Genomic DNA, 19,410 nt, shown 5'->3' on the forward strand with positions numbered 1-19,410 from the left:
ATTTGTCCAAAACAATAAAATGATTGGTTTCGGTAATGGGGGTGGTTTGGGTGGTCATCTTTATTCCTATTTATGGCAACATATAAAATTTAGGCTCTGGTTCAAAAAGTATGCTACAAAGAAAACCGTTCGTGGTGCGCTTGTCGAACCATAACGGTTTTCCGACCCTTCGACAGGCTCAGGGCGAACGGAAAACCTAGTTCAGCATACTTTTTGGACTACTATCAAAATTTAATTGCGATTTAAAAACAAATTAAACAAAGGTCTATTAATATAATACGCACTGCGTCCAATTTTCTCTTTTTCCAATAAACCAATTTCCACCAGTTCATCCAAATATTTACTGGCAGTTTTGCGAGTTACCTCTAAATCATTCATCACAAATTCAATTTTTGTATAAGGGTGATTGAATAGGTTATTAAGTAACTCCTGTTGGTATATTTTTGGTTTTTCTGTACGCATTTTGTGTTTATAAATCTGAATTAATGCTTTGATTTCTTTAACCAATTCAATGGTGGAGATGGCTGTTTTTTCTACACCATCTAGCATATACAACAGCCAATTTTCCCAATTCCCTGTATCTCTAACCTCTTGGATATATTGATAATATTCAGATTTGTGATGGATTAAATAATGACTCAAATATAAAACAGGCAAATCCAATAACCCCTGTATAACTAGATAAAGCATATTTAAAATACGCCCTGTGCGACCGTTTCCGTCATAAAATGGATGAATACTTTCAAATTGATGATGAATAATAGCCATTTTAATTAAAGGATCAAGCTCGCTTAATGAATCATCATTAATAAACTCAACCAAATTCGCCATTAAACTGGTAATTTCATCAGGGTGTTGTGGCGGTGTATAAATAATATTGCCCGAACTGTCTTTTAAGGTTGTACCAGAGACCTTGCGAAAGCCCGCCTTATTTCTCTCTAGCAACTGTTGTATGTGCAAAATATCATTTAAGCGAATGATTTTATTTGTGCGTACCTCAAAAAAGCCAAAAAGCAAAGCCTCGCGATAATTTTGCACTTCTTTGGTTGCAAGATTGATATTATCTTGTGTAATGTCTGATTTAAACAAATCATCGTGCGTAGTAACAATATTTTCAATTTCGGAACTATGTTTGGCTTCTTGCAAGGCAAGCGTATTGATTAAAATTGCTTCATTGGGAATGGACAGCACCACCCCTTTGAGCTCTGCCAAGTAACGGTTTGCTGATGCCGCCTTCTTTAGCACAGCTTTGGTTTCAAGATTTTCCAGTTCCAAAAAGGGAAGAAATTGCATATTTTTACCTATATGGTTGTCAATGTGGGTAAATTTTTGGGTTTTTTGCCCAAGATTCACATTATATGGGTAAAAAATCGAATTTTCTACCCATATTATCAAAATATGGGTAAATTTTTGGGTTTTTGACCCACATCAAAAAAATCAGTCAAGTAAAATCAAGCAACAACGCCCGATAATATTCATATTGCTTTTGACGCAACTGGATTTCACGGGGCAAACCTTCGCTAATGGAGTGGGTCAATGTTTCAAATTTATCCAATATCTCTACGATTTGGGTTTGGATTTCTAAGGGTGGGATTGGAATCTTATAGTTAGAAATCATCTGCAAATTCAATCCACCTCGAGTTCCTTCTCCTGATGAAATGCGTCGTAAATTTTCATATTGCGTATTCAAAAAGTGATATACATAATCAGGATTTATTCTTTCTTGATCAAAAACCAAAGAAGCAAGAGATTGATTGGTTGTTAAATCAATTCTAATTCTAGCCACTTTACCACGAGTTTTTCCTTGTCCAGCCAAAGCAATAACAATAGAATTTTTCGGAACAAGTTTAGCACTAGAATTTTTCAATCCTGCTTCTGTAATGAATTTTTCTGTACAAAAAACCGTACCTAAATTAACTTCCCCTGAACTCATCCAAGGAATTGTACCATTCTCCCAATATTCATATTTTTCAGTCTTAGGCGTTCCTCCAGAGTAAATCCTTTCAGCAACCTCCCCCAAAGGTTTCCACTCTACATTATCGGAAAAATTTAATAATTTATCACGATAGTATTGATATTGCTTAACTCTTAGGTTATACTCGGCGGTTAGCTCGGCGGTTGTGGCGGTAAATGCGTCCAAAATTTGGACGATTTTTTGTTGGACTGGTAGGGGCGGGATTGGGATTTTAAATTTATCTGTATCAGGTGTAGCAATTTGTGGCATTTGCATTTTTGAACCCAAATTTTGAAAAAATGGTTCATTTAGTTTTAAAAAATAATATACAAATTTAATATCAATATTCTTATCTATGGAGTGATATGCCCACATTTCATTTTTATGTGAAAAAGGCTTATCATAATATTCAAATTCAATAATTCCACGAGATTTGACGATAATTGACGGTTTTTGGTTAATATCCTTTTCTGGTATATCGCCATAATTAACCATTGCAAAAGTCTTACCGCCAGCAAAAATTTTAATTGGTGCATTTTCTTGATGCAATTCTTTCATTTGTCCTGCGGTAATTTTTGTGCCTTTTGTGCGAACCAAAACCTCCCCCAAAGTTTTCCATTCCACCGATTGCCCATTTAAGAGATTTTTAATAAAGGTGTGCATTATTTTACTCCACTTCAATCTGTGCAATAATCTCATCAATACTTTGGCGTAAAGTATCAATTTTACTGACCGTTTGGCGGATTTCTTCATTTAATACCGCAATATCAATCACTTCTTTGGTGTCTTCGGCTTCTACATAGCTGGATACAGAAAGATTATAATCATTGCTCGCAATTTGACTATTTTCAATATTGGCACTTTGATGAGTAATTTCACTTTTTTCGGCAAAGATTTGTAGAATTTGGGCGATATGCTCATCGGTCAAAACATTGTTATTGGTTTCTTTTTTAAATAATTTGCTGGCATCAATAAATTGAATTTGGTTACTTGTTTTGTGTTTGGACAAAACCAAAATATTGACCGCAATACTCGTCCCAAAAAATAAATTGGGGGCAAGGGCAATCACGGTTTCTACAAAATTATTATCAACCAAATATTTGCGAATTTTTTGTTCTGCTCCACCACGATAAAAAATCCCTGGAAAAGTAACAATCGCCGCCCGACCTTTGGCAGATAAATAATTTAAAGCGTGCATAATAAAAGCAAAATCGGCTTTTGACTTTGGAGCGAGTACGCCAGCAGGGGCAAAACGGTCATCATTGATTAAGGTGGGGTCGTCTGAGCCAATCCAATTAATCGAATAAGGCGGATTGGACACAATGGCATCAAAAGGCTTACCATCGCCAAATTCAGGAGAAAGTAGGGTATCGCCCAATGCAATTTCAAACTTATCATAATTGATATTATGCAAAAACATATTCATACGGGCAAGGTTATAAGTGGTGTGATTGATTTCTTGCCCAAAAAATCCGTCTTCAATAATATGTTCGTCAAATTGTTTTTTGGCTTGTAATAATAATGAACCAGAACCACAAGCAGGGTCATAGATTTTATTAATGCTGGTTTGACCGTGTAAAGCCAATTGGGCAATTAATTTAGAAACATTTTGTGGGGTAAAAAATTCACCGCCCGATTTGCCTGCATTGGCAGCATAATTGGAAATCAAAAATTCATAAGCATCGCCAAACAAATCAATTTGGTTATTTTTAAAATCGCCAAAATCCAATTCCGCCACGCCCTTTAAGACAGACGCTAGGCGTTTGTTTTTATCGGCAACGGTATTGCCCAAACGGTTTGAGGTGGTATCAAAATCAGCAAATAAGCCTTTGATGTCGCGTTCAGAATCAAAGCCATTGGCGGACGATTCAATGGCATCAAAAATGGCTTTTAAATCGGTATTGAGATTGGGATTGTCGTTGGCATTTTTGGCGACATTTTCAAATAATTGGCTAGGATAAATAAAATAGCCTTTGGTTTTAATGGTGTCTTCTTTGATTTGTGCCAAAATCGGGCTATCATCGGAAAAACTGGCATAATGAACGCTGTCATCACCTGCTTCAATATAGGCACAGAAATTTTCGCTAATAAAGCGGTAAAATAAGGTGCCTAAAACATATTGTTTAAAGTCCCAACCGTCAATAGAGCCTCGTACTTCGTTGGCTATTTGCCAAATACGGCGGTGCAGTTCGGCGCGTTGTTGTTGTGCGGTCATTGTTTTTCCTTGCTTGCATAAAAGGTAATATAGGCAGTTAAATGCTTTTGCCACTATCAATGAGCATTATACCTAACTATCAAAATAATCAATTTGAAATGATAGCATATTTTCTCTAAAATATCAGCATTTTAAACCGAGTAAGAAACGAACAATGGCAAAAATCCGTAACCTTTTTACCCCCTTTACCCTTAAAAACCTTGAACTCAAAAACCGCGTAGTAATGCCGCCAATGTGCCAATATTCCGCCACAGACGGTGTGCCAAACGACTGGCATTTGGTGCATTACACCAGCCGAGCGGTGGGCGGTGTGGGCTTAATTATCGTTGAGATGACCAATGTCGCCCCAAACGGTCGCATTAGCCCAAATTGCTTGGGGCTGTGGAATGATACGCAAAAAGACGCATTCAAAAAAATCGTGGACAGCGTACACGCACACGGGGCGAAAATTGCCGTGCAAATTGCCCACGCAGGTCGCAAAGCCCAAGACGAGCCAAATGCCGTTGCCCCGTCTGCCATTCATTATGGCGAGTTGGATTATGCTGGGCAAAATTTGATTACGCCACGCGAATTAACCACGCAGGAAGTCAAAGATTTGGTTCAAGATTTTCAGGCTGCCGTCAAAAGAGCGGTGGACGCAGGGTTTGATGCGATTGAACTGCACGCGGCTCACGGCTATTTGATTCATCAATTTTATTCGCCCAAATCCAACCAACGCACCGATGAATACGGTCAAGATAGGGCATTGTTTGGTGTGGAAGTGATTCAGGCAGCCCGTGAAGTAATGCCTGCCGATATGCCTTTAATCGTGCGAATTTCCGCCCAAGAATACGGCAAAGATGGCTTTGATTTGGACTATGGCGTAGCGATTGCCAAGCGATTTTCTGACGCAGGGGCAGATGTGTTTGATGTGAGCGGTGGTGGCGATGGCGTGCTGTACAAGGGCAATCACCCAGAGTTTTATGCAGGCTATCAGGTGGATTTTGCCCGCAAAGTCAAACAAGCCACAGGCAAGCCCGTGATTGCGGTGGGAATGCTTGATAATCCGTCTGTGGCTGACCATATTTTGGGCATTGGCGATGCCGATTTGGTGGCGGTGGGGCGTGGGCTTTTGCGAGACCCCTATTGGGTGTTAAACGCCCAATATCAGCAAAATGGGGCGGATAGCGATGAGGTGCAGTTTGTGCCGAGACAGTATCAGCGTGGGTTTATGTGATTTTTTTAGACAATCTAAAAAATAACTTTCCTCACAGTCCATAAATCAAAACACCGTTTCCAAATTTTGGGGCGGTGTTTTTTGTAAAACACATTAGTAGGGAATGCTCCAAAAAGGATAACTACCAATGAAAACACGCCCCATCAGGAGCGTGCTTTATCAAACCCAAGCAGATTAGGAATTCATCATCAGATATTCAAAGGCAGACAGACCTGCTTTTGAACCTTCACCCATCGCAATGTTGATTTGCTTATAAGGTACGGTGGTAACGTCCCCGCAAGCAAAAATCCCTGCCTTGTTGGTGCGACATTTGGCATCAATCTCAATCTCGCCTTGTGGCGTGATATTCACCAAACCTTTGACCACATCAGAGCTTGGCACAAGACCGATTTGCACAAATACCGCATTTAAAGGTAATGTGATATTTTCGCCAGAGACACGGTCTTGATAGATTAGGCTATCTACCTTACCACCATTTGCGGTGATTTCTTGGGTGGCGGCGTTTTTGATGATGGTGATGTTGTCTTTGGCTTCGGCTTTATCAATCAATACTTGGTCGGCACGCAATTTGTCGCCAAATTCTAGTACAGTAACATGCTCAACGATACCCGCCAAATCAAGTGCCGCTTCAACGCCAGAGTTACCGCCACCGATGACCGCCACAGGCTTACCTTTAAAGAATGGGCCATCACAGTGTGGGCAATATGCCACACCATTGCCAATGTTTTCATCTTCGCCCTTGACACCAAGTTTACGCCATTTTGCCCCTGTGGCGATGATGAGTGTGCGTGAAGTCCAACTTGCCCCTGTGTTTAGGGTAACTTGATAACCGCCTTTGACTTCTTCGATGGCAGACACGCTCACATGCTCTTTGACCGTGATGTTGTATTCTTTGATGTGGGTGGCAAGGTTCGTGGCAAGGGCATTACCGTTGGTTAGCGGAATTGAAATCAAGTTTTCAATGTCTTGGGTGTCTTTGACTTGACCACCGATACGGTCAGCCACCAGTGCCACACGCAGACCCTTACGAGCCGTATAAATCGCCGCCGCCGAGCCAGCTGGTCCACCACCGATGACAGTAACGTCTTGGGTTTCAAGCTGCTCTACCACGCCTTCGGATAGTAGGTCGGCGTACTCAGATTGGAGCTTGTCAATGATACGAGCGGTGTCCACTTTACCATTCAAAAATGGTTTGCCGTTCAAAAATACCGCAGGCACGCCTTGAATGTTGTGTTTTTCAACGAGTTCTGGGAACACGCCCCCGTCAATCATCTCGTTTTCAATGCCATCATTTAGGATGGCAAATTGATTCAGTGCTTGCACCACATCAGGGCAGTTGTGGCAAGACAGTGATACAAAGGTTTGGAATTTCAAAGGTTTTTGGATACGCTTGACAAGCTCTTGAATGCCTTCGTCCAACTTCATGGTATGACCACCTGCGTGCAAAATCGCAAGCAGTAAAGACGTAAACTCATGACCGCCTGGAATGCCACTAAATACAATGCCTGTATCACGGTTTTCGGTGGTGATTTTAAAACTCATGGGCGATAAATCGGTGTCCACCACTGTCTTGTCAAAGCCGATTTTGTCCGAACAACTGGCAACTTGGCTCAAAAAATCCACAAGTTCAGCACGCTTGGCATGTTCGCCTTGACCCAAAATCATTTGGATTGGACGAGTCATGTTGGTGCTGTAGGTTTTGATGGCGTCAAGTAAGGATTTGTCTAGCATGGGATACTCCTATTCATATGGATTATCATTAGGTTTTTATCATTATAAGAGGTTTTTTGTTATTGATAAAATTAAATGTTTTTAAGATGATGTTTGTTAAAGTTAATTGTGATAAAAAGTATAATTTTGCTTGCTTATATCGCCAATTCTTGTTAAGATAAGAGCAAGCTCAAAGCATGATTACTCTCTTGTGTCGGCATTGTAGTCATGATTTGGAATGCTCTAACTTATTGATATTTAGGAGTTTTTCATGTTCCCAGAACATCGTGATTTGATTACCAAACTAAAAACCGAAAACGATTTGCACTTTGTTAAGCTATTTGACGAGCATAACGAACTTGACACCGAAATTACCAACCTTGAAAACGACCCAGTAGCTTCTGCCAGTCGTGCCGATGAGATTGAAACCCTAAAACGCAAAAAACTTGCTCTAAAAGACGAGCTTTATCAGTATCTACTGACCAAAGCTCAATAAGCCTTACCAAGCCTCATTGACAAGAACGCAAGTTTTATGACTTGCGTTTTTTATTGCACAGCTTTACGTATTTACAAAGCTCAATTAAGTTTTTGCTTAAAGTGAGCTTGTCAGACCACAGCAAAGACCATCTAGGGTTTTTGATTGTCAATGCCATAAAAAACCGCCCAAAAGAGCGGTTTTTGATTTTTGTGATATAAATCCAAAAATTAGATTTTACCAACTAGGTCTAGGCTTGGCTTCAAGGTTTCTTGACCTGCTTCCCAAGCAGCTGGGCAAACTTCACCGTCATTTTCACGAACGTATTGAGCTGCCTTAACCTTACGAATCATGTCTTTGGCAGAACGACCAATGCCCAAGTCATGGATTTCAGCAACTTTGATAAGACCATCTGGGTCCACCAAGAAAGTACCACGAAGTGCAGCATGCTCTTCTTCAATCATGATGTTAAAGCCACGAGTGATGTTACCTGTGCCGTCGCCTAGCATTGGGTACTTAACTTTACCGATGGCAGGAGATGAATCGTGCCATGCTTTGTGAACGAAGTGGCTGTCAGTAGAAACTGCGTATACTTCTACGCCCAAGCCTTTTAGCTCTTCGTAGTGCTCTGCCATGTCTTCTAGCTCAGTTGGGCAAACAAAAGTGAAGTCATGTGGGTAGAATAGGAAAATCGCCCATTTGCCTTTAACGTCAGCAGTAGTGATGGTTTTAAATTCGCCATTAACAAAGGCTTCGGCGGTAAATTCTGGAATGTGTTGATTAATGATTGCAGTCATAATATCACCTTCATGTTGTTGGGTGGAATGATGGGCTTATTACCCTGTTTTGCAACATGATAACAAAATTTAATGGTTTATCCAGTTAAAAGTTTTAAATAATCTGTTTTGTTTTATAAAACTTAGGTGGTACAATAGGCGTAATTTTAAGACTGCTTTTAGGAATGAACGATGATTACGCTACGCCAATTAGAATTTGCTCTTGCTGTTGCCAAGCACAAGCACTTTAAGCGTGCCGCCGAAGAATGCAACATTTCCCAGTCTGCTCTAAGTTTGGGGATTGCCGAGCTTGAAAAACAGCTTGACACGCAGATTTTTGAGCGTAACAATAAGCAAGTGCTTATCACACCCATCGGTGAGGAGCTTTTGGAGCGGGCATTGCGAGTGTTCAGTGAAGTGAATGATTTGACGACACGTGCTCATAGCCATCAGTTGCCACTAGCATACCCCATGACGATAGGCATTATTCCCACCATCGCCCCTTATCTTTTACCTAAGGTGTTGCCAACACTAAAAGCAAACTATCCTAATTTTGAATTATCTGTCATTGAAAAACAAACCGAACGTCTTTTGGAGCAAGTGCGGTACGGTCATATTGATACCGCCATCATTGCACTGCCTTATGCACTTGACGGTTTGCATGCTTTTGAGTTTTGGCAGGAGAATTTTTATGCCATTTTTGCAAAAGATGGCGAGTATGCCACTAAGCTAAGTATTTCTAGCAGCGAGCTTTTTCAAAATGATGTTTTGTTGCTGGGCGAGGGACATTGTCTGACCGACCAAGTGCTGTCTGTGTGTTCGATGAATAAGCAACACATTCGGTCAAGTTTTTCTGATGCCAGTCTAAACACGCTCATTCAGATGGCAAAGGTAGGCATGGGAACAACGCTTGCTCCGCAGATGGCACTTGAACAGCTTGGCGATGATGTGGTTGCCCTGCCACTTAGCGAAAAAGGTCCTCACAGACGTTTGGTGTTTGTAACACGGTTAAATTATGCACGTGTCAATGACGTTAAGATTTTAAGTCAGTTGTTTCGTGAGGCTTTGACGGCTCATCAAAACACCCGTCAATAACGATATGTTTTGTGCTTCAATGTATCGTGCCATGTCTGATAATCAGGCATGGCTTTTTTGACTTCACGCCAAAAATTGGCACTGTGGTTGGCGTGGATAAGATGACATAGTTCATGGACAAAGACATACTCGGTGCATTCATAGGGATAAGCAGGCAGATAAGTACATAGCCAAATTCGACCCCGTGCAGGATTGCAGGTTCCCCAGCGTGTTTTCATCTTTTTTAGACGAACCTCTTTGGCGTATCTGCCAACGATGGGTTGCCATTTTTGTTGAAGTAGGGGGATTTTTTCGTGCAGTGCTTGACGATAAATTGCCAAAATGGCATGCTCATCATCAGGCAACTCATGAGGTTCTCCCCATAAGGTACGCCATATTAAGGGGGTCTGATTTAATAATCTTTGATGGGTGCGTATCGCCCACGATAGGCGTGCATGAATGACGCTGATGGCAAGCGAATGATTTGCTTGGATTGGCACACTGACATGACATTGACCTGCCTGCATACGAAAATTGATGTTTTTGACAGTCTTTTTATGGATTACAAGATGTATGCCATGTTGTGCAAAAATATGATGAAGTTCATCTAAACTCATGATGGACAACCATTAAAAAAGCAGGTTGAAATCAACCTGCCTCGACATGGGTCAAATTAGTTCACGCTTTGTGGAGCGATGATGGTTAGTTCAACACGGCGGTTTGGCTCATATGTGCTACCAAACTGAGTGGTGGCACCACGACCGATGGCACTGATACGAGCTGCATTCACGCCTTGTGCAGTTAGGTAGTTTGCAACCGCAGCGGCACGGTTTTGTGATAAGATTTGGTTGGTATTGGCGTTACCCTCGATAGAAGCATAGCCATTAACCACAACATTGGTTTGGTCGTATTGTTTTAGGGTGCTAGCAACTTGGTTTAGGGCGTTGTATGAGCTTGGTTTGATGTCATATTTACCAACATTAAAAGTGATCGCCTCTGGGATAGCAAGATTGATGTTATTGGTAACAGGGTCGCGAGTTACTTCGATGCCAGTACCAGCAGTTTGTGCTTTTAGTTGGGCTTCTTGGCGACCCATATAAGCACCGATACCCGCACCCAGTGCTGCACCGATGGCGGCATCACGACCAGTTTTCTCGCCACCTGTTGCCTTAGAGATGGCAGCACCTAGTGCAGCACCGCCCAATGCACCTAGACCTGCTTTGGTAGCAGTGCTGTTTGTGCCTGTGGCACCAGTGGTCGCACAGCCTGTCAAAATCATGCTGGCAGAAACGGCAGTTACAGTAAGAATTTTTTTCATGGAATGTTTCCTTGTGAATGGATAAAGTAAATAACGCCCAAAGACGCTAGGCTTAACTGTGCATATTATGCCAAAAAAACCTCTCTTATTTGTTATTGATATGTAGTTAATCGGTTATTTTAGGTTGAAAAATAATGGCAGATTTTTGTGTGTAAAAGGTGGATTTTAAAAAAATCTAGCAAAATTAATGAGTTGTGATATTTTATTGATATTTATTTGTTGCTAAATATGTGTCATCACGCCAAAATTCGCCATTTTTACCCAAAATTTTGTTAAAATAGCAGATGTTCACGCTTTGTTTTAGATAAAAACACAAAATTGGTAGATGTCATGAGCCACAACAAAAACCGCACCACGTTACCCATCATTCAAAAACTGCACGACAAGCACCCAAAGCTCGCCCAAAAATTTAGCAAGCTGACCAATTATGGGGCGATTGCAGCCAACAGCATGGCATTGGGTGTGCCACTTTATACCGCAGGACTTGCCAAAACCTTTTTAAAATCCAAAAAAGGCGATAAAGCAGTGCTAGACATTGCCAATTATTGGATTTGTGCCAATAATCTTTTGATTGATAAGTGCCTGCCACAGCGAGATTGGCGAATCAGTATTCCCAATGACTTAAAACCTGATGGTAAATATCTACTCATTTGCAATCACCAGTCATGGGTGGATACCAGCGTCATTCAATATGTGAGCGAGGGGGTGTTACCCATCACTCGGTTTTTTGCTAAGCATGAATTGCTCTACATTCCTGTGGTAGGGCAGGCGTTTTATTTTATGGATTTTCCGATGATGAAACGCCATTCTAGGGAACAGATCGCCAAAAACCCCGCCCTAGCAACACGAGATTTACAAGAGGCACGCCGAGCATGTCAGCTTTTGTCTTCTAAGCCATTTGTGCTGCTAAACTATCTTGAAGGCACACGCTTTACAAAAACCAAACACGACCGCCAGCAGTCGCCTTATCAACACCTCCTCAAACCCAAAGCAGGGGGATTTGCACTGGCGATTGCAAGTCTGGGCGAGCAGATTGATGGGATTTTGGACATGACGGTGGTGTATCCTGATGGTGTGCCTGATTATGGCGAGCTTTGGTCGGGAGAAATCACTCGTTTGGGCGTGGATATTCGTCATTTGCCGATGAGTCAGACGCTTTTTGATGAATTGCAAGCAGGCAAGTACGACAGCGACGAGAGTGTCAAAGCCCAGCTGTTTGCCTTTTTGGACGAGGTTTGGCAAGTCAAAGATGAGCGAATCACACAAATGTTGAAGGATTTTGGCGAGCATGTCAGCTAATTTTATGCCAAACCATGATGAGACTACTCAATTTTACTATTAATACATTATCCTATGTCAAATAACGATACCTCCAAATTCTCAACCCTTGAAATCCCCAAATCCTCCGATGTGCCTGAGGACGTGATTGTACTTTTTGGCAATGACAAAGACGACCATGAGCCCACACTTGCCCAAAGTCGCACTAAAATTGTGTATGACTTGGTAATGTTGGTACTACTACTTGTTGATTTATGCTTGATTTTCGCTGACAACATCTTGATGAGCGGACTTTTAACTAAGCTTGCTCAATGGGGTGGATTTAGTGCTACGCTTGATGTCTATCAAACCACTCATCATCTAAGCCTCTCTGCCATCGGCGGTGTGTTTACGCTGTTTTGGGTAGGCGAGCTGTTGGTGCGTTGGGCGATTGCCATCAAAAAGGGTACGTACTATCGCTGGTTTTTCTTTCCCTTTGTGCATTGGTATGAGACACTTGGGTGTATCCCCATGCTTCGTGCTTTGCGACTGCTACGAGCAGGCATTATCATCAAACGTCTGCACGATACTGGCGTAAAAGTCATTCCTGATAATTGGCTAAATTCAGCTCGTTTTTATTATCATGTGGTACTAGAAGAGTTGTCCGATAGAGTTATCTTGACCGCCATCGGCAATTTTCGTGAGCAACTTGCCAAAACCACAACCAATGACGAGCTGGTTCAGCGTACCATTGACCGTAACCGAGCCGAGTTTGAAGCGGTGGTACTGGGGCTGTTACGCCGTGAGCTTGCTCCCAAGCTTCAACAGGCTTTTTTGGCACAGACAGGACAAAAACTCTCCCAAGAAATTGGACTTTCGGTCGAACAGGCTCTTTTGGACACGCCTGAATTTAGACGCTATCTCAAACTTATCCCCATCGCAGGCTCAATGATAGAATCCCAAATCACCAGCGTGGGCAAGCACATTGGCGAGAATGTAACCACCGCTGTCAATAAATGCCTGTTTGACACCCAAACACTAGATTCATTGATGGTCAATGTCGCCAAAGGGGTGGCAAGTATTGACACCACCGAACCCAACCTCCAAAAGCTCGTAGGTGGCGTGATTGAAGATGCGCTGACTGCTTTTGAAGCTCAGGTAAAAGTTCAGCAGTGGAAACACAAAGACCAGCTACCCCTTTAATGTTTGGAAAACCACCTTTAAAATGATAAAATTGCCGAAATTTTTGCGGAATACACCATGAAAGCGATAACCTTATTTGGCAAAATGCTAAGTTTTAGCCAACTAAAAATCAATACCGACAACCTAGATACCATCAAGGCTGAATTATCCGATTTAACACAAAACAACAGCACCGTTCCTGTGGTCTTAGACAGCGAGTGCATGCTTGACTTAGAGGCGTTGGTGGAGCTGTTATGGGAGCTTGGGATACAGCCCATCGGCGTGGTTGATGGCGTACTTAGCGAGCAAGCAAAGACGCTAAAACTGGCAATATTCCCAGCCGATGGCAAACGTATTGAACGCATTAAGGCAAGCCCCAAACCTGACACCACCCCCAAAGAGGCACAAGTTGCCCTGCCAGCCTCAGAGGTTGTAACCAGCACACCCAATGAAACCTCCAAAGACGAAAAAGATGCGATGGGGGAGCGAGGCATTACCAGCGTGGTACACAATCACATGCTACGCTCAGGGCAGAGCCTACAACACATCGGTGGCGACTTGATTGTCATCGGTGGCGTCAATAAAGGTGCAGAGGCTATCACGGATAATAGTTTGCATATCTACGGACACGGTCAAGGTCGTCTCGTGGCAGGGGCGACAGGCGACAAAAATGCTCGTATTTTCTGCCAAAAATTTGACCCCACGCTCGTGTCAGTGGCGGGTACTTATTGTCTAAGTGATGCCATTCCTCCTCAGATGATAAATAAAGCAGTTCAGGTACATTATGATGAAAATCAAGGGCTTATTTTTAGTTTGATGGAAATGTGATTTAGCATTTTTAAAAAATGTGGTACAATCGTCTGTTTGTAAGATTGTCATAAACAGACAGTAAAGATTTAGAAAATTAAGGAGTGCCTTGTGGCAAAAATCATCGTTGTAACATCAGGCAAAGGTGGCGTGGGTAAGACCACCACCAGTGCATCATTTGGTGCAGGTTTGGCAAAACGTGGCTATAAGACCGTGATTATTGACTTTGATGTGGGCTTGCGTAACCTTGACCTGATTATGGGCTGTGAAAATCGCATTGTCTATGATTTTGTTGATGTGATTAGTGGTAACGCCAGACTCTCTCAGGCATTAGTAAAAGACAAACAGCTAGATAACCTCTACATTCTACCAGCTTCCCAAACACGAGACAAAGATGCACTGACTGATGAGGGCGTAGCCTCCGTCATGAAAGAGCTGTCTGATGAGCTAAATTTTGATTATATCATTTGTGATAGCCCAGCTGGGATTGAGCGTGGTGCCCAGCTTGCCATGTATCACGCAGATGAGGCACTTATCGTTACCAATCCTGAGGTGTCGAGTGTCAGAGACTCCGACCGTATCATTGGCATTTTACAATCTCGCACCAAACGTGTTGAGGAGGGAGGGGCTGTCAAAGAGCATCTCATCATCACACGTTATAATCCAGAGCGTGCCGCACAAGGCGAAATGATGGGGATTGACGATATCGCCAATGACATTCTAAAAGTGCCTTTGATTGGGGTCATTCCAGAATCTAATGCTGTGCTAGAAGCTTCCAACCACGGACAGCCCGTGATTCATTACCAAGATTCAGCAGCAGGTCAGTGCTATGACGACATCGTGGCGAGATTCTTGGGTGAAGAGCGTCCACTGCGTCATATCGATGTCAAGAAAAAAGGCTTCTTTGCCAAGCTGTTTGGGGGTTGATATGAAAAAAGGATTTTGGAGCAGTTTGTTTGGCGGGGGCAATGAACCAACCAGTGCCTCGATTGCCAAAGACCGCCTAAAAGTCATCGTAGCAAGTCATGACCGCCTAAATACTCGTCTGACTCCTGAGCGTATCGATGAGATGAAGCGAGAGATTTTGGCGGTGGTCAATAAATTCATCAATGGCGTTCAAATTGATGATGTGAACATCAAACAACGCCATGAGGATAGTCTTGATGTACTAGAAATGAACATCAACCTACCCGAACGCAACTCTTAGAATGTCAAAATCGATGTTCTAACTGTATGACCAATCCCCCTTTTTAAAGGGGGTTTTATTGGGTTAAATCCACCACATTGACCGCCACATCATCAACCACGCCCACATCCACCAAAACCGCCACTTGGGTGTCAAACTTATCAGCAATCTCATAATACTCGGTTACTCGCTCGCCTTGATAGATGAGCGGGGCGACAAAGATAGGTTCACCCATTTCTTGTAACAACATCGTCATCACAGGTGTGGCGGACGTGCCAAAGGCTAAGGATTTTTTGGTGATGATTTTTTTGTTGACCGCTTTGGTTGGTTCTAGGATAAAGGCATTTTGGGGCAAAAAGTCAGATTTGAGCGTAGCAAACGCCCCATTATCCACCACCGCCACGCTTGATAATTCGCTGATGTTTTGGCAAATCAGCACCAAATCCGACTCACTCACGCCCAATCGTTTGAGGTTTTCAAAGGCATTTTTGGCATTCATACCAAACATAAAGCGATAGCCATTTTCGGTAGGAGCGATGATAAGCTCCCCTGATTGCAAAGCGGATACCGCCTCACTCATGAGGCGAGCTTGGGGGTTGTCGGGGTGAATGTATAGGGTTTTCATGTGTATCCTTAGTTGGCGTTGTGAGCATTCATGTCCAAAAACACCCAAATCAACCGCTTGGCATCTTTGGGTAATGTGTGTACATTGGCAAGATAATCATGGGCTTTGGCGTAGACATCTTGGGCAAAGGTACTGTTTGATGTGTCAAAATCGGCGTTGAGATTATCTGCTGACACATAAAAATACCGCCCCAATGCCAAGGACAGCAAGCACTCAATCGCTTGGGGTTTGATTTCTACTTGCTCAAACTGACGCTGAGTGCTTTCATCTCGCCCGTCAGGACAATACCAATACCCAAAATCATCAAGCTCCCGACGCTTTGCCCCTGCCACGCACCAATGGCTGATTTCATGTAAGGCACTTTGGAAAAATCCATGAGCAAAAAGAATGCGGGCAGGTTCACCACCCCTACTGGCAAAATACTCAGGTTCACTCTCGCCACGCACCAGCACCGTTGGTGTAGAGCCGTGCTGATAAAGGTGGTTAAATAGGGCGATGAGCCAATCGGTTTGTTGGAATTCGTCATCTGGTAGATGTTGCCATGCGTGTTTGAGTGTGGCGTAGAGAGTATCGTCTGTGTTGATACCAATATCTTGGACGAAAGCTTGGATTTGGGTGTTTTGATAAAAATCTTGCCATAGGGTAGGGCAAGATTGTGGGCTTAATGCACTAAAATCAACGCTCATCATAAAACTTTACAAATTTTAAAGTTAAATTATAGCACATTTGCCAACAAATCATGTATTTTGCGGTATAATGGATAATCAACAAGAAAAATTGGGAAAATATGACCGAACAATCAGTAACCATGCCACAGCGTATTTCCTTTGATAAATGGGCGGATATTGGCTTTGAGTGGCAGGGCGTTGTGCCAGTATCTACTTTTGAGCGATTATCCACCCAAGTTCATGCAACAAACAGCGAAGACTTGCAAATCGCACTTCGCTTAACCAAAGAAGATGGTGTTACATGGCTTGGTTTCGATGTGATGGCGGTATTATCTACATCATGTCAGCGATGTTTGGACGAGCTGTCTGTGGATGTCTCTGGTAGCTATCGTATGGCTATTTTGGAAAATGAGCAGAAAATTAGTCATTTACAGTCCATTGATGAGATGGCGGACTATGTGCTACTTGATGAGGTGTGCATGGGCGTCCAAAAGATGCTCCCTGTGGCGGATTTGCTTGAAGATGAGTTGCTACTTGCCATGCCGTTATCGCCACGTCATGACGACTGCCAAATGCTAATAGAGAATGCAGATGAAAAGGGCGAGCCTAGTGATAATCCATTTGCGGTGTTGCAGACCTTAAAAGGCACGCTATGATATTTTGAGATTATTTTGTGAAATTTGAAAAATATTCTTTAAAAATAATAAATTTTTGGGTATAATAGGGAGTTTGAATGTATCTGCACCCATTTGTAAGGCGAAATGATGCTACCGCCACAGATACCCACTTTCATTTAAATTTGGCACACTCGTTGCCCACTTATATTTAGGAGCTATCATGGCAGTTCAACAAAACCGCAAAAGCCGTTCACGCCGTGATATGCGTCGTTCACACGACCGTATCAGCGTTGCTACTTTGAGCATTGATTCTACTACTGGCGAAAAACACATTCGTCACCACGCCACCAAAGATGGTTTTTATCGTGGTCGCCAACTGTTCAAAGTTAAAGCAGTAGAAGCCTAACTCTTTGTCTGCAAAAGATAAAGCCAAGTTTCATGAGTGCATGAGCTTGGTTTTTTTATAAACAAATTTTTTAGAAATTACCATAATTTTAAAAAATTTGTTTGTATTTTTCTGCTTAATTTGTAAACAACCGTTCTATTTTTATGATAAAATGGACGCATTTTAATCAAACATGGTGAATTATGACACAGACAAAACGTGTGGCAGTGATTTTTCCCGGTCAAGGCTCACAAAGCATTGGCATGCTGGACGAACTTGCCGAACAATTTGACGTGGTTAAGACAACTTTTGACGAAGCAAGCGAAGCCTTAGGCGTGGATTTGTGGGAGATTACCCACGATGAGACTCGCCTGCATGACACCAAATACACTCAGCCTGCCCTATTGACCGCCAGTATTGCCATTTGGCGTATCATCACGCCTGTGCTGGCACGCCAAGACATCAAGCCTGCCTATCTGGCAGGGCATTCTTTGGGTGAATACTCCGCACTCGTGGCAAGTGACGTGCTGAGTTTGGCGGAGGCAGTTTGTCTTGTCCACGAACGTGGCAAACTCATGACGGACGCAGTAGCAGGCATGGACACACAAATGGCGGCGGTACTTGGTTTAGAAGATGAACAAGTGGCAAGCCTATGCGAAGATGCCACCGAAAATGCAGGTATCGTGGATACTGCCAACTTTAACAGTCCTGCCCAAGTTGTCATCGCTGGCACACAAGTGGGCGTAACGCACGTCTTGACAGCGGTTGAGACGCTGGGTAAAAAGGCTGTTCCACTCAAAGTCTCCGTGCCTTCGCATTGTGCTTTGATGAAGCCTGCCAGCGAAAAACTCTCAGAACTTCTAAACCAAACCGATTTTCACCCTGCGACCATTCCTGTCATTCAAAACCGCCATGCCGAAGTTCATAAGGGTACAGGCGACATCAAGCTTGCCTTGATCGAACAGCTCTCCATGCCTGTTCAATGGACAAAAACCATGCAAAAACTGGCGGATAAACAAATCGAACTGGTCATCGAATGTGGACCTGGCAATGTGCTATCCAACCTTGCCAAACGCCAAGAAACCCCGATTACTGCCCTACCTACTGACAAATTGGCACGTTTAGAAAAATTGGAGAATTTACATGAGTCGTAAGATTGTTTTGGTTACAGGAGCCAGTCGTGGCATTGGGCGTGCGATTGCTGAGCGATTTGCAGGTGACGGTCATTTTGTCATCGGTACTGCCACAAGCGAAAAAGGGGCAGAAGCCATTGAAGAGTATCTGGGCGAGTCAGGGGGCATTGGACGTGTGTTAGATGTATGCGATGATGAAGCCATCGACAAACTCTTTGAAGAAATTGACAGCGTGTATGGCTCGGTCAATGTCCTTGTCAATAACGCTGGCATTACCAAAGACGGCTTACTCATGCGCATGAAAGATGAGGATTGGGTGAGTGTCATTGACACCAACCTCACCGCCATCTATCGCACCTCTCGCCGTGCTGTGCGTGGCATGATGAAAGCTCGTTTTGGGCGAATCATCAACATTACCTCTGTGGTCGGTCAAATGGGTAACGCCGGTCAAACCAACTACGCATCTAGTAAAGCAGGCGTGGAGGGCTTTACTCGTGCCTTAGCCCGTGAAATCGGCTCTCGTGGCGTTACCGTCAACTGTGTCGCTCCTGGTTTTATCGAAACGGACATGACCGAGGAGCTAGACGAACGCCTCATCAGCTCCATGCTGGACGCTGTACCAGTTGGTCGCATGGGTCAGCCTCATGAGATTGCGGCGGCGGTTGCTTTTTTGGCGAGCGATGACGCCAGCTACATCACAGGAGAAGTGCTGGCGGTCAATGGTGGCATGTACATGTGATTGTTAAGTAAGTGTTGTAAAAATATTAAAACGTGAACAAACGTACTAATAGCACTTGCACAAATCACAAAAA

General features: G+C 43.1%; 21 protein-coding genes. 12 read left to right on the top strand and 9 right to left on the bottom strand.

What is annotated here, in order from left to right:
• Positions 1-231: 231 nt before the first annotated feature.
• From Q4B79_RS04110 to Q4B79_RS04120, 3 genes are all read right to left on the bottom strand, one after another.
• A complete protein-coding gene (locus tag Q4B79_RS04110) occupies positions 232-1,293 on the bottom strand; it encodes a Fic family protein (RefSeq protein ID WP_303085162.1) in 1,062 nt (353 codons plus the stop codon).
• A 148-nt stretch (positions 1,294-1,441) separates the two neighbouring features.
• Positions 1,442-2,617 carry a restriction endonuclease subunit S gene (locus tag Q4B79_RS04115; protein WP_303085163.1) on the bottom strand — a complete coding sequence of 392 codons (1,176 nt, stop codon included), beginning with the start codon at positions 2,615-2,617 and terminating at the stop codon, positions 1,442-1,444.
• A 4-nt stretch (positions 2,618-2,621) separates the two neighbouring features.
• Positions 2,622-4,169 carry a type I restriction-modification system subunit M gene (locus Q4B79_RS04120; RefSeq protein ID WP_303085164.1) on the bottom strand — a complete coding sequence of 516 codons (1,548 nt, stop codon included), beginning with the start codon at positions 4,167-4,169 and terminating at the stop codon, positions 2,622-2,624.
• A 154-nt stretch (positions 4,170-4,323) separates the two neighbouring features.
• Between Q4B79_RS04120 and Q4B79_RS04125 the strand changes: the two genes are divergently transcribed.
• Complete coding sequence (locus Q4B79_RS04125) at positions 4,324-5,385, top strand: NADH:flavin oxidoreductase/NADH oxidase (protein WP_303085165.1); 1,062 nt, start codon at positions 4,324-4,326, stop codon at positions 5,383-5,385.
• A 174-nt stretch (positions 5,386-5,559) separates the two neighbouring features.
• Here Q4B79_RS04125 and ahpF read toward each other — a convergent pair whose 3' ends face one another.
• Positions 5,560-7,116 carry an alkyl hydroperoxide reductase subunit F gene (gene ahpF / locus Q4B79_RS04130; protein ID WP_303085166.1) on the bottom strand — a complete coding sequence of 519 codons (1,557 nt, stop codon included), beginning with the start codon at positions 7,114-7,116 and terminating at the stop codon, positions 5,560-5,562.
• Positions 7,117-7,366: 250 nt separating this feature from the next.
• On the opposite strand from ahpF, the gene Q4B79_RS04135 reads away from it, so the two are divergent.
• Complete coding sequence (locus Q4B79_RS04135; protein WP_303085167.1) at positions 7,367-7,591, top strand: YdcH family protein; 225 nt, start codon at positions 7,367-7,369, stop codon at positions 7,589-7,591.
• Positions 7,592-7,800: 209 nt separating this feature from the next.
• On the opposite strand, the gene ahpC is transcribed toward Q4B79_RS04135, so the two are convergent.
• Positions 7,801-8,367, bottom strand: a complete 567-nt coding sequence (gene ahpC / locus Q4B79_RS04140) for an alkyl hydroperoxide reductase subunit C (RefSeq protein ID WP_303085168.1) — start codon at positions 8,365-8,367, stop codon at positions 7,801-7,803.
• A 171-nt stretch (positions 8,368-8,538) separates the two neighbouring features.
• On the opposite strand from ahpC, the gene Q4B79_RS04145 reads away from it, so the two are divergent.
• Positions 8,539-9,441 (top strand): hydrogen peroxide-inducible genes activator, encoded by a 903-nt coding sequence (locus Q4B79_RS04145; RefSeq protein ID WP_303085169.1) that lies wholly within the window; start codon positions 8,539-8,541, stop codon positions 9,439-9,441.
• On the opposite strand, the gene Q4B79_RS04150 is transcribed toward Q4B79_RS04145, so the two are convergent.
• Together Q4B79_RS04150 and Q4B79_RS04155 are read right to left on the bottom strand one after the other, a co-directional pair.
• The gene (locus tag Q4B79_RS04150; protein WP_303085170.1) at positions 9,435-10,037 is read right to left on the bottom strand and encodes a M48 family metallopeptidase; all 603 of its coding nucleotides are present in this window, start codon (positions 10,035-10,037) and stop codon (positions 9,435-9,437) included. The genes Q4B79_RS04145 and Q4B79_RS04150 overlap by 7 nt on opposite strands.
• 56 nt (positions 10,038-10,093) lie before the next feature.
• Complete coding sequence (locus Q4B79_RS04155) at positions 10,094-10,738, bottom strand: OmpA family protein (RefSeq protein WP_303085171.1); 645 nt, start codon at positions 10,736-10,738, stop codon at positions 10,094-10,096.
• Positions 10,739-11,068: 330 nt separating this feature from the next.
• On the opposite strand from Q4B79_RS04155, the gene Q4B79_RS04160 reads away from it, so the two are divergent.
• From Q4B79_RS04160 to minE, 5 genes are all read left to right on the top strand, one after another.
• Complete coding sequence (locus tag Q4B79_RS04160; RefSeq protein ID WP_303085172.1) at positions 11,069-12,037, top strand: acyltransferase; 969 nt, start codon at positions 11,069-11,071, stop codon at positions 12,035-12,037.
• A gap of 54 nt (positions 12,038-12,091) precedes the next feature.
• Positions 12,092-13,198 carry a hypothetical protein gene (locus Q4B79_RS04165; RefSeq protein WP_303085173.1) on the top strand — a complete coding sequence of 369 codons (1,107 nt, stop codon included), beginning with the start codon at positions 12,092-12,094 and terminating at the stop codon, positions 13,196-13,198.
• A 57-nt stretch (positions 13,199-13,255) separates the two neighbouring features.
• Positions 13,256-14,005, top strand: a complete 750-nt coding sequence (gene minC, locus Q4B79_RS04170) for a septum site-determining protein MinC (RefSeq protein WP_303085174.1) — start codon at positions 13,256-13,258, stop codon at positions 14,003-14,005.
• A gap of 90 nt (positions 14,006-14,095) precedes the next feature.
• On the top strand, positions 14,096-14,911 hold the full coding sequence (gene minD / locus Q4B79_RS04175) for a septum site-determining protein MinD (RefSeq protein WP_303085175.1): 816 nt from the start codon (positions 14,096-14,098) through the stop codon (positions 14,909-14,911).
• A gap of 1 nt (position 14,912) precedes the next feature.
• Complete coding sequence (minE, locus tag Q4B79_RS04180; protein WP_303085176.1) at positions 14,913-15,191, top strand: cell division topological specificity factor MinE; 279 nt, start codon at positions 14,913-14,915, stop codon at positions 15,189-15,191.
• A 55-nt stretch (positions 15,192-15,246) separates the two neighbouring features.
• On the opposite strand, the gene Q4B79_RS04185 is transcribed toward minE, so the two are convergent.
• A complete protein-coding gene (locus Q4B79_RS04185; protein ID WP_303085177.1) occupies positions 15,247-15,795 on the bottom strand; it encodes a Sua5/YciO/YrdC/YwlC family protein in 549 nt (182 codons plus the stop codon).
• 8 nt (positions 15,796-15,803) lie between these two features.
• Complete coding sequence (locus Q4B79_RS04190; RefSeq protein WP_303085178.1) at positions 15,804-16,484, bottom strand: elongation factor P hydroxylase; 681 nt, start codon at positions 16,482-16,484, stop codon at positions 15,804-15,806.
• Between the two features lie 98 nt (positions 16,485-16,582).
• Between Q4B79_RS04190 and Q4B79_RS04195 the strand changes: the two genes are divergently transcribed.
• The 4 genes from Q4B79_RS04195 to fabG all read left to right on the top strand — a co-directional run bounded on the left by Q4B79_RS04195 (position 16,583) and on the right by fabG (position 19,337).
• Positions 16,583-17,119 (top strand): DUF177 domain-containing protein, encoded by a 537-nt coding sequence (locus Q4B79_RS04195; RefSeq protein WP_303085179.1) that lies wholly within the window; start codon positions 16,583-16,585, stop codon positions 17,117-17,119.
• A gap of 181 nt (positions 17,120-17,300) precedes the next feature.
• Positions 17,301-17,486, top strand: a complete 186-nt coding sequence (rpmF, locus tag Q4B79_RS04200) for a 50S ribosomal protein L32 (RefSeq protein ID WP_066804843.1) — start codon at positions 17,301-17,303, stop codon at positions 17,484-17,486.
• 182 nt (positions 17,487-17,668) lie between these two features.
• The gene (gene fabD, locus Q4B79_RS04205; RefSeq protein ID WP_303085180.1) at positions 17,669-18,619 is read left to right on the top strand and encodes an ACP S-malonyltransferase; all 951 of its coding nucleotides are present in this window, start codon (positions 17,669-17,671) and stop codon (positions 18,617-18,619) included.
• On the top strand, positions 18,603-19,337 hold the full coding sequence (gene fabG, locus Q4B79_RS04210) for a 3-oxoacyl-ACP reductase FabG (RefSeq protein ID WP_303085250.1): 735 nt from the start codon (positions 18,603-18,605) through the stop codon (positions 19,335-19,337). Before fabD ends, fabG begins: the two co-directional genes overlap by 17 nt.
• The last annotated feature ends 73 nt before the right edge of the window (positions 19,338-19,410 follow it).

The organism is Moraxella sp. (assembly GCF_030525845.1).
Classification (GTDB): domain Bacteria; phylum Pseudomonadota; class Gammaproteobacteria; order Pseudomonadales; family Moraxellaceae; genus Moraxella.

Bases quoted from the DNA above. Each gene is read 5' to 3' on its own strand.
- Q4B79_RS04110 (WP_303085162.1), bottom strand. From the start codon at position 1,293: ATGCAATTTCTTCCCTTTTTGGAACTGGAAAATCTTGAAACCAAAGCT.
- Q4B79_RS04115 (WP_303085163.1), bottom strand. From the start codon at position 2,617: ATGCACACCTTTATTAAAAATCTCTTAAATGGGCAATCGGTGGAATGG.
- Q4B79_RS04120 (WP_303085164.1), bottom strand. From the start codon at position 4,169: ATGACCGCACAACAACAACGCGCCGAACTGCACCGCCGTATTTGGCAA.
- Q4B79_RS04125 (WP_303085165.1), top strand. From the start codon at position 4,324: ATGGCAAAAATCCGTAACCTTTTTACCCCCTTTACCCTTAAAAACCTT.
- ahpF (WP_303085166.1), bottom strand. From the start codon at position 7,116: ATGCTAGACAAATCCTTACTTGACGCCATCAAAACCTACAGCACCAAC.
- Q4B79_RS04135 (WP_303085167.1), top strand. From the start codon at position 7,367: ATGTTCCCAGAACATCGTGATTTGATTACCAAACTAAAAACCGAAAAC.
- ahpC (WP_303085168.1), bottom strand. From the start codon at position 8,367: ATGACTGCAATCATTAATCAACACATTCCAGAATTTACCGCCGAAGCC.
- Q4B79_RS04145 (WP_303085169.1), top strand. From the start codon at position 8,539: ATGATTACGCTACGCCAATTAGAATTTGCTCTTGCTGTTGCCAAGCAC.
- Q4B79_RS04150 (WP_303085170.1), bottom strand. From the start codon at position 10,037: ATGAGTTTAGATGAACTTCATCATATTTTTGCACAACATGGCATACAT.
- Q4B79_RS04155 (WP_303085171.1), bottom strand. From the start codon at position 10,738: ATGAAAAAAATTCTTACTGTAACTGCCGTTTCTGCCAGCATGATTTTG.
- Q4B79_RS04160 (WP_303085172.1), top strand. From the start codon at position 11,069: ATGAGCCACAACAAAAACCGCACCACGTTACCCATCATTCAAAAACTG.
- Q4B79_RS04165 (WP_303085173.1), top strand. From the start codon at position 12,092: ATGTCAAATAACGATACCTCCAAATTCTCAACCCTTGAAATCCCCAAA.
- minC (WP_303085174.1), top strand. From the start codon at position 13,256: ATGAAAGCGATAACCTTATTTGGCAAAATGCTAAGTTTTAGCCAACTA.
- minE (WP_303085176.1), top strand. From the start codon at position 14,913: ATGAAAAAAGGATTTTGGAGCAGTTTGTTTGGCGGGGGCAATGAACCA.
- Q4B79_RS04185 (WP_303085177.1), bottom strand. From the start codon at position 15,795: ATGAAAACCCTATACATTCACCCCGACAACCCCCAAGCTCGCCTCATG.
- Q4B79_RS04190 (WP_303085178.1), bottom strand. From the start codon at position 16,484: ATGATGAGCGTTGATTTTAGTGCATTAAGCCCACAATCTTGCCCTACC.
- Q4B79_RS04195 (WP_303085179.1), top strand. From the start codon at position 16,583: ATGACCGAACAATCAGTAACCATGCCACAGCGTATTTCCTTTGATAAA.
- rpmF (WP_066804843.1), top strand. From the start codon at position 17,301: ATGGCAGTTCAACAAAACCGCAAAAGCCGTTCACGCCGTGATATGCGT.
- fabD (WP_303085180.1), top strand. From the start codon at position 17,669: ATGACACAGACAAAACGTGTGGCAGTGATTTTTCCCGGTCAAGGCTCA.